This is a genomic window from Streptomyces sp. NPDC001443, from assembly GCF_053597355.1.
The window spans coordinates 32,584-41,099 of record NZ_JBSFIA010000058.1; the positions used below are offsets into that span (position 1 = coordinate 32,584).

An 8,516-nucleotide genomic window follows, 5' to 3' on the forward strand; every position below is an offset into this window, starting at 1 on the left:
GATCCAAGACTAGGAGCCGCGATGCGTGTCGCACTGTTCCTGACCTGTGTCAACGACACGCTCTATCCGGACACCGGCCGCGCGGTGGTGAAGCTCCTGACCAGACTGGGCGTCGACGTCGACTTCCCGGCGGCGCAGACGTGCTGCGGGCAGGCGCACTACAACACCGGCTACCGGCACGAGGCGGAGCCGCTGGCCCGGCACTTCGCCGAGGTCTTCGGTGAGTACGACGCGATCGTGACCCCCTCGGGGTCGTGCGGGGCGATGGTGCGGGAGCTGTACCCGCGGATGGGCGAGCGGGCGCGGGCCGAGGGGCGCGGGGACTCCCTCGCCGCCACGCTGGCGCCGGTGGTGCCGAAGACGTACGAGCTGTCGGAGTTCCTGGTCGACGTGCTCGGGGTGACGGACGTGGGGGCCTGGTACCCGCACACCGTGACCTACCACCCGACCTGCCACGGGCTGCGCGGCCTGGGCCTGGGCGACCGTCCCCGGCGGCTGCTGGGCGCCGTGAAGGGGCTGGAACTCGTCGAGCTGCCGGGCGCCGAGGAGTGCTGCGGGTTCGGCGGCACCTTCGCCGTGAAGAACGCCGACGTCTCGGCCGCGATGGGCGCGGACAAGGTGCGCAACGCCGAGTCCACCGGCGCCGAGGTGCTGTGCGCGGCCGACAACTCCTGCCTGATGCACATCGGCGGGACCATGACCAGGCTGCGCGCCGGCATCCGGCCGGTGCACCTCGCGGAGATCCTGGCGAGCACCGAGGAGGAACCGGCCGTATGAGCGGGACGTTCGTGGGAATGCCGGCCTTCCCCGTGGCCGCGCGCGAGGCCGTCGGCGACGGGACGCTGCGCGCCAATCTTCGGCACGCCACGCACACCATCCGGGCCAAGCGGGCGAACGCCGTGGCCGAGGTGTCCGACTGGGCCGGGCTGCGCGAGGCGGGCAAGCAGATCAAGGACCACACGCTGCGCCGACTCGACGACTACCTCGTGCAGTTGGAGGAGGCGGTCACCGCGGCGGGCGGCATCGTCCACTGGGCCGCCGACGCCGACGAGGCCAACCGGATCGTGGCCGAACTGGTCAAGGAGACCGGCGAGTCGGAGGTCGTCAAGGTCAAGTCGATGGCCACCCAGGAGATCGGCCTCAACGAGGCGCTGGAGGCCGAGGGCATCCGCGCCTACGAGACCGATCTCGCCGAGCTGATCGTGCAGTTGGGCAAGGACCGGCCGTCGCACATCCTGGTGCCGGCGATCCACCGCAACCGGGGCGAGATCCGGGACATCTTCGCCCGCGAGATGGGCGAGTGGGGAAGGGCCGCCCCCGAGGGGCTGACCGACTCCCCCGCCGAGCTCGCCGAGGCGGCCCGGCTGCATCTGCGGGAGAAGTTCCTGCGCGCCAAGGTCGGGATCTCCGGGGCCAACTTCATGGTCGCCGAGACCGGCACGCTCGTGGTCGTCGAGTCGGAGGGCAACGGGCGGATGTGCCTGACCCTGCCCGAGACGCTGATCTCGGTGGTCGGCATCGAGAAGGTCGTGCCGACCTGGCGCGACCTGGAGGTGTTCCTCCAGACGCTGCCCCGCTCCTCCACGGCCGAGCGGATGAACCCGTACACCTCGACGTGGACCGGCACCACCGACGGGGACGGGCCGCGCGTCTTCCATCTGGTGCTGCTGGACAACGGCCGCACCGACACCCTCGCCGACGAGGTCGGCCGCCAGGCGCTGCGCTGCATCCGCTGCTCGGCGTGCCTGAACGTCTGCCCGGTGTACGAACGGGCCGGCGGTCACGCCTACGGCTCGGTCTACCCGGGGCCGATCGGCGCGATCCTCAGCCCCCAGCTCAGGGGCACCGGGAGCGAGATCGACGCCTCGCTGCCGTACGCCTCCTCGCTGTGCGGCGCCTGCTACGAGGTCTGCCCCGTGGCCATCGACATCCCCGAGGTGCTGGTGCACCTGCGCGAACGGGTCGCCCAGGGCGGCGAGGTGACGCGCGAGGGCAACAAGGTGGTGCTCAAGCCCGCGAAGGGCCATGCCGCCGAGCGGGCGGCGATGCGGGCGGCGCGCTGGGCGTTCGCCCGTCCGGGCGTCCTGCGTGCCGGGCAGCGGCTCGCCTCCCGCACCCGGCGGCTGCATCCGCGGTCGCTGCCCGGCCCCGGCCGGGCCTGGAGCGCGACCCGGGACCTGCCGCCGGTGCCCGCGGAACCGTTCCGCGACTGGTGGCAGCGCACGAACGGCGGAAAGGACGGCGCGAAGTGAGCGGCAGGGAACGGATCCTGGGCCGGGTGCGGCGGGCGCTCGCCGACGTGCCGCGGGACGACACTCCGTACGAGCGGGCGGTGGAGCGCGACTATCTGCGCGAGCACGGCGGTCTGGGCGTCGAGGCGACGGTGGACCTGCTGGCGGAGAACCTCGCGGACTACCGGGCGATCGTGCACCGCGTGACCGAGGAGCAACTGCCGTTGCTCGTCATGCGGCTGCTCGCCGAGCGCGGGTCGCGGTACGTGCTGGTGCCGCCGGGACTCCCGCCGGAGTGGATGTCCGCGGCCGACCCCACCCGGATCCACGACCGGGCCGTGAGCACGCCCGGGGAGCTGGACGAGGTGGAGAGCGTGGTGACCGGCTGCGCCGTCGCGATCGCCGAGACCGGGACGATCGTGCTCGACGGCGGACCGGACCAGGGCCGCCGCCGGATCACCCTGATCCCGGACCACCACATCTGTGTCGTGCGGGTCCCCGGCCAGGTCGTGGCGTCCGTGCCCCAGGCCCTCGAACGCCTCGACCCGGCGCGCCCGCTGACCTGGATCTCCGGCCCCTCCGCCACCAGCGACATCGAACTGGACCGGGTGGAGGGCGTACACGGCCCTCGCACGCTGGAAGTGGTGCTGGTCGGCGGCGAGTGACGGGCCGGGCCGGGCCGCGGGGTGCCTGACCCACCCTGCGGCCCGGCCTCGGCCTCACCGGGGATCGTCCGGCCTTGGCTTCACCGGGAGCAGGTGACAGCATGGGTGAGCAAGCGCTTGGAAAGTCGAGCGGTACGCGCCTGGACGGACGACCGGACCCCGGTTCGCCCACGACCACCGGAGGCCCCCGTTGTTCACGTCCGTCGACGATGTCACCGCCCGCCTGGCGGCGACCGGCTATCTGGCCTCCCCCGCCGTGGCGACCGCCGTCTTCCTCGCCGACCGCCTCGGCAAGCCCCTGCTGGTGGAGGGCCCCGCGGGCGTCGGCAAGACGGAGCTCGCCAAGGCCGTGGCCCAGGTGGCGGAGGCCCGGCTGGTACGGCTCCAGTGCTACGAGGGCGTGGACGAGTCACGCGCGCTGTACGAGTGGAACCACGCCAAGCAGTTGCTGCGCATCAGCGCCGGGCGCGACGAGACCTGGGACGAGGCGCGCACGGACATCTTCAGCGAGGAGTTCCTGCTCCCCCGCCCGCTGCTGACCGCGATCCGCGGCGAGGAGCCGACGGTCCTGCTGATCGACGAGACCGACAAGGCCGACGTCGAGGTGGAGGGTCTGCTGCTGGAGGTGCTCAGCGACTTCCAGATCACCGTTCCGGAACTCGGGACGATCACGGCGACCCGCCGCCCGTTCGTCGTGCTCACCTCCAACGCAGGCCGCGAGCTGTCCGAGGCGCTGCGCCGGCGCTGTCTGTTCCTGCACATCGGCTTCCCCGAGGAGGAGTTGGAGCGGCGGATCGTGCGGCAGAAGGTCCCGGAGCTGAGCGAGGCGCTCACGGCGTCGGTGGTCCGGGTGGTCGGCGCGCTGCGCGCGATGGACCTGCGCAAGCTGCCGTCGGTGGCCGAGACCGTCGACTGGGCGCACACCCTGCTCGCGCTCGGTGCCGACACCCTCGACGAGGACGTCGTACGCGCCAGCCTGGGAGTGCTCCTCAAGCACCAGGACGACATCCTCAAGGCGGCCGCCAAGCTGGACCTGGACGCCGTATGACCGCGTCGGCGGACGACACGACCGTTTCCGCGGACGACGTGGCGGCCCGGCTGACGGGCTTCGTCGCCGCGCTGCGCGCCCACGGTCTGCGCATCGGCACCGGCGAGACCGTGGACGCGGCACAGGCGGTGGCCGCGCTGGGCCTGGCCGACCGGGACCTGCTGCGGGCGGGTCTGGCCGCGACCCTGCTGCACACCGAGGGTCAACGGCGGGTGTTCGACCCGGTCTTCGACCTCTACTTCCCGAGCCGGGTCGGAGCGCCGACCGCCACCGGTGCCGCGGACCGGGAGGATCTGCGCGAGCGGATCGCGCGGGCCCTGGCCGCCGACGACGCGGCGCTGCTGGGGCGGTTGGCGGCCGAGGCGGTCGACGGCTTCGGCGGGTACGGGAGTTCGCCGGGCTCGGACGGCTGGTCGTCGTACCAGGCCCTCGACCGGATCCGGCCGCAGACCCTGTTCGCGCGCGTCCGGGACGACGTCCGCGCGGGCAGCGGTGGTTCCGGGTTCGCCGACCGGTTGCTGGACGACGAGATCCGGCGGCGGATCGAGGCCTTCCGGGGGCAGGTGGCCACGGAGGCACGACGGCGGGTGGCCGAGCGGCGCGGCCGCGACGAGATCGCCCGGCGCGCGGTGGCCCCGAGCGCCGACCGGGTGGACTTCCTGTTCGCCGGGCGGGACCGGCTGGCCGAGCTGCGCCGGAGCGTGCAGCCGCTCGCCCGCAAGCTGGCCACCCGGCTGGCCGCCCGCCGCCGCCGGGCCGCCCGCGGCACCATCGATCTGCGCCGGACGCTGCGCGGTTCGCTGTCCACGGGCGGGGTGCCGATGCGGCCGGTGCTGCGTCGGCGGCGGCCGGTCCGCCCCGAGCTGGTGCTGCTGTGCGACGTGTCGGGCTCGGTGTCCGGATTCTCGGACTTCACGATGCTGCTGGTGCAGGCGCTGCACGAGCAGTTCGGCAAGGTGCGCGTGTTCGCCTTCGTCAACCGGGTCGACGAGGTGACCGGTCTGCTGGTGCGCGGCGCGGCCGACCCCGAGGGCCTGAGCGCCCGCATCCGGGCGGAGGCGACCCTGACCGGCTGGCACGGCAGCAGCGACTACGGCGTCGCGCTGGGCGAGTTCGCGGAGCGGTACGAGGGCGCGGTCGGGCCGCGCACGACCGTCTTCGTGCTGGGTGACGGCCGGACGAACATGAGCGACCCCAATCTGCCTGCCGTACGCCGGATCGGCGAGCGCGCCCGCCGCCTGTACTGGCTCAATCCGGAGCCGCGCGCCCAGTGGGGCACCGGCGACTCGGCCGCCGCGGCCTACGCCGAGCTGGTCGAGATGCACGAGTGCCGCAACGTACGGCAGCTGGAGACGCTGGTGGGGCGGCTGCTGCCGGTGTGACCCACCTGGTTCGGGTGAGATGCCCCCCTGGCCGGGCCGGTCGGGCCAGTCCGGTCAGGCCGGGTCCGCGCACAGGGCGGCGAAGCGTGCGGCGTCGACGTTCCCGCCGGAGACGATCACGCCGACCCGGGGCGGGAGGGGGCCCGCGCGACCCGCGAGCAGCGCGGCCAGCGGGGTGGCACCGCTCGGCTCGACGACGGTCTTCAGCCGCTCGAACGCGAACCGCATCGCGCCCCTGATCTCGTCGTCGGAGACCAGCGCGATGTCGTCGACGAGGCGGCGGTTGACGGCGAAGGTCAGTTCGCCGGGGGTGTGCAGGGCCTGGCCGTCGGCGATGGTGCGCGGCACCGGGACGGTCACGCGCCGGCCCGCGGCCAGCGACCGCCGGGTGTCGTCGCCCGCCTCCGGCTCGACGCCCGTCACCCGGATGTCCGGGCGCAGTCCCTTGGCCACGGTGGCGCTGCCGGCGATCAGCCCGCCACCGCCGACCGGCACCACCAGCAGGTCCAGCTCGCCGACCTCCTCCAGGAGTTCCAGCGCGGCGGTACCCTGGCCCGCCATCACATCCGGATGGTCGTAGGGCGGGACGATCGCGAGACCGCGTTCGGCGGCCAGGGCCTCTGCGATGACGACCCGGTCGCCGGTGTAGCGGTCGTACGTGACGATCTCGGCGCCGTAGTCGGCGGTCGCGTCCCGCTTGGAGCGCGGGGCGTCCTCGGGCATCACGATGACGGCGGTGGTGCCGAGTTCGCGGGCGGCCAGGGCGACCGCCTGCGCGTGGTTGCCCGAGGAGTAGGCGGCGACGCCCCGGGCGAGCTGTGCGGGAGCGAGCCGGGAGAGCGCGTTGTAGGCACCGCGGAACTTGAAGGCCCCTACGCGCTGGAGGTTCTCGCACTTGAGGAACACCTGCGCGCCGACGAGGCCGTCGAGCGTCCTGGAGCGCAGGACCGGCGTGCGGTGGGCGACGCCCTTGAGCCGCGCGGCGGCGTCGAGGACGTCGTCGAGGGTGATGGGCAGGGATGCGGCGGCGGTCACGGCTGTACTCCCTCGTCGGTCCGGGCGGTGTCGGGCGCGGGCGGGTCCGGGGCGGTTGCGGGGGCGGGCGCGGGTGAGTCGGATCCGGGGTCCGCCGCTCTCGACTGCGAGAGATAGGTGTAGGCGGAGGCGCGGGAGATGCCGAGGCGGGTGGCGACCTGCTCGACGGAGCGCCGCACCGCGAAGACACCGCGTTCGTCCAGTCCGCGGAACAGCTCCAGGCGCTGCGGGCGGTCCAGCGCGGCCCAGGGCTGGTGGTGGCGCAGCTGGTGCGTGTCGAGGATGGCGTCGACGACCGAGTCGATGTCGTTGCCGTACGTCGTGACGGGCGGCTCGGCGGTGCCGCGCCCGAATCCCGCGAGTGCGCCGAGCAGGGCGTGGGCCTGGCCGACCGCCGTCACGTCCACGTTGACGCAGAGCGCGCCGAACACCGCACCCGTGGAGTCGCGCAGCACCATCGTGGACGCCTTGACCAGGGCTCCGGAGTCGGTCCGGGTCAGATAGTTGAGCTCGTCGGACGCGTGGTCGCCGCGGGCCAGCATCCGCATGCCGATCTCGCTCATCGCCCCGCCCACCGCACGCCCCGTCACCGAACCCGCGACGGCGACCACCGAGTGCTCCGGACGCCGGTAGTCGTGCAGCACCACCTCGCACACCGGCCCGAAGGTCGCCACGAGCCCGTCGAGGACCGGGGCCAGGGCGCCGAGGACCGCGTCCCGCTCCCGCTCCAGGTTCGGATCCGTCATCCACGCCCCCTTGCGTCTGGATTGTCAGTCCAATCTCTGTACGAAAAATCTAACCCGAAGGCAGGGGAAACGGCAAGGGCGGACCGCTGGGATCCGCCCTTGCCGTGCCGCGCCCGCGCGGCGGGACGTACTCGCTCCGGGACCGGTCAGGCGGCCAGGATCTTCTCCTTCGCGCGGCGGAACTCCTCGTCCGTGATGTCTCCCTTGCTCCGCAGCTCGGACAGCTTGGCGAGCTGGTCGGCGCTGCTGGGCGTGGTGGCGGTCTGCCGTATGTAGCTGTCGAACTCCGCCTTCTGCGCCTGCGCCTGTTCGATCTGACGGCGGCCCATGTTCTTGCCACGCGCGATGACGTAGACGAAGACACCGAGGAAGGGCAGCACGATGACGAAGATCAGCCAGCCCGCCTTGCCCCAGCCGCCGAGCGAGTCGTCACGGAAGATGTCGACGATGATGCGGAAGAGCAGGACGAACCACAGGATCCACAGGAAGAACCACAGCATGGTCCAGAACGTGCTCAGCAGCGGGTAGTCGTAGGCGAGGTACACGTTTCCGTCCACTTTCCGTCCTCCTCCGTACAAGGCGGTCGCCCGTCGGTCGGTTCGTGCGCATCCAGCGTGGGCGGTGGACCGCCCGGCCGCCTCACCCGGGAGGGGTGAGCTTCCCGGACGGTCAGGAGGTGAGTCCGCGGTCTCTCGCGACCTTGCGGAGCCCGGCCCTCAGGGTGAACGCCACGGCCACCTCCAGCAGGCCCAGCAGTACGAGCCACAGGCCGAGCAGCCGGGTCAGGACGACCGCGGACTCGGTGGGCAGGGCGAGCACCACGATTCCCGCGACGACCCCGAGCGCGCCCACGCCGATCAGGACGCCGCGGTGCGGCAGACCCTTGGCGGCGACGCCGATGTAGACGGTGACCATGCCGGACACCAGCCAGGTCACGCCGACGATCAGGGAGAGCGCGGCGATCGTCTGGAGCGGGTTGCGCAGGCACAGCACACCGGCCAGCACGAACAGCACCGCGAGCAGGAGCCGGGTGATCCGCTCCCCGTGGCTCTCCGGGCCGAAGGCCATGATGAATCTGAAGAACCCGGCGAGCAGCAGGTACACACCGATGATGACCGCCAGGATGTGCAGGGTCTCGTCGGGCCACACCAGGATCAGGATGCCGGGCAGCAGGGTCGCGAGCGCCGTGGCCAGGGCCCAGTGCCACGACGAGCCGATGGCGCCGAGCACCCGCTCGGGGTCGTCCGGGGCGCTCGGACCGTGCCGGGCGGGGGACTGCTCCGGCCCGGCCGGAGGTGTCGGACGAGGCGGTACGGTCATGGCTCCTCCGTAAGTTGTTAGGCGGCCCGGGAGGGCCGGGTGTGGCTTATGGCTTCTTGCCTTCAGTGGCTTCCGAGGAGTGGCCGCCC

Annotated in this window: 9 protein-coding genes; 5 read left to right on the plus strand and 4 right to left on the minus strand. The window is 72.7% G+C overall.

Annotated elements, in window-relative coordinates:
- Positions 1-21 precede the first annotated feature (21 nt).
- The 5 genes from ACWC24_RS38240 to ACWC24_RS38260 all read left to right on the plus strand — a co-directional run bounded on the left by ACWC24_RS38240 (position 22) and on the right by ACWC24_RS38260 (position 5,326).
- Complete coding sequence (locus ACWC24_RS38240) at positions 22-777, plus strand: (Fe-S)-binding protein (protein WP_450667523.1); 756 nt, start codon at positions 22-24, stop codon at positions 775-777.
- Entirely contained in the window at positions 774-2,252 is a 1,479-nt protein-coding gene (locus ACWC24_RS38245) for a LutB/LldF family L-lactate oxidation iron-sulfur protein (protein ID WP_450667524.1), read from the plus strand. The genes ACWC24_RS38240 and ACWC24_RS38245 overlap by 4 nt, the downstream gene beginning before the upstream one ends.
- Positions 2,249-2,896 (plus strand): LutC/YkgG family protein, encoded by a 648-nt coding sequence (locus tag ACWC24_RS38250; RefSeq protein WP_450667525.1) that lies wholly within the window; start codon positions 2,249-2,251, stop codon positions 2,894-2,896. The genes ACWC24_RS38245 and ACWC24_RS38250 overlap by 4 nt, the downstream gene beginning before the upstream one ends.
- Before the next feature lie 190 nt (positions 2,897-3,086).
- Positions 3,087-3,944 carry an AAA family ATPase gene (locus tag ACWC24_RS38255; RefSeq protein ID WP_450667526.1) on the plus strand — a complete coding sequence of 286 codons (858 nt, stop codon included), beginning with the start codon at positions 3,087-3,089 and terminating at the stop codon, positions 3,942-3,944.
- On the plus strand, positions 3,941-5,326 hold the full coding sequence (locus ACWC24_RS38260) for a vWA domain-containing protein (RefSeq protein ID WP_450667527.1): 1,386 nt from the start codon (positions 3,941-3,943) through the stop codon (positions 5,324-5,326). The genes ACWC24_RS38255 and ACWC24_RS38260 overlap by 4 nt, the downstream gene beginning before the upstream one ends.
- Before the next feature lie 54 nt (positions 5,327-5,380).
- Here ACWC24_RS38260 and ACWC24_RS38265 read toward each other — a convergent pair whose 3' ends face one another.
- From ACWC24_RS38265 to ACWC24_RS38280, 4 genes are all read right to left on the minus strand, one after another.
- On the minus strand, positions 5,381-6,361 hold the full coding sequence (locus ACWC24_RS38265) for a pyridoxal-phosphate dependent enzyme (RefSeq protein WP_450667528.1): 981 nt from the start codon (positions 6,359-6,361) through the stop codon (positions 5,381-5,383).
- The gene (locus ACWC24_RS38270; RefSeq protein ID WP_450667529.1) at positions 6,358-7,107 is read right to left on the minus strand and encodes a helix-turn-helix transcriptional regulator; all 750 of its coding nucleotides are present in this window, start codon (positions 7,105-7,107) and stop codon (positions 6,358-6,360) included. Before ACWC24_RS38270 ends, ACWC24_RS38265 begins: the two co-directional genes overlap by 4 nt.
- Positions 7,108-7,253: 146 nt before the next feature.
- The gene (locus ACWC24_RS38275) at positions 7,254-7,664 is read right to left on the minus strand and encodes an SHOCT domain-containing protein (RefSeq protein WP_450667530.1); all 411 of its coding nucleotides are present in this window, start codon (positions 7,662-7,664) and stop codon (positions 7,254-7,256) included.
- A 112-nt stretch (positions 7,665-7,776) separates the two neighbouring features.
- Complete coding sequence (locus tag ACWC24_RS38280; protein ID WP_450667531.1) at positions 7,777-8,427, minus strand: HdeD family acid-resistance protein; 651 nt, start codon at positions 8,425-8,427, stop codon at positions 7,777-7,779.
- Between the last annotated feature and the right edge of the window lie 89 nt (positions 8,428-8,516).

Excerpts from the sequence above, each read along its gene's own strand:
- ACWC24_RS38240 (WP_450667523.1), top strand. The coding sequence starts at position 22 with ATGCGTGTCGCACTGTTCCTGACCTGTGTCAACGACACGCTCTATCCG.
- ACWC24_RS38245 (WP_450667524.1), top strand. The coding sequence starts at position 774 with ATGAGCGGGACGTTCGTGGGAATGCCGGCCTTCCCCGTGGCCGCGCGC.
- ACWC24_RS38260 (WP_450667527.1), top strand. The coding sequence starts at position 3,941 with ATGACCGCGTCGGCGGACGACACGACCGTTTCCGCGGACGACGTGGCG.
- ACWC24_RS38270 (WP_450667529.1), bottom strand. The coding sequence starts at position 7,107 with ATGACGGATCCGAACCTGGAGCGGGAGCGGGACGCGGTCCTCGGCGCC.
- ACWC24_RS38280 (WP_450667531.1), bottom strand. The coding sequence starts at position 8,427 with ATGACCGTACCGCCTCGTCCGACACCTCCGGCCGGGCCGGAGCAGTCC.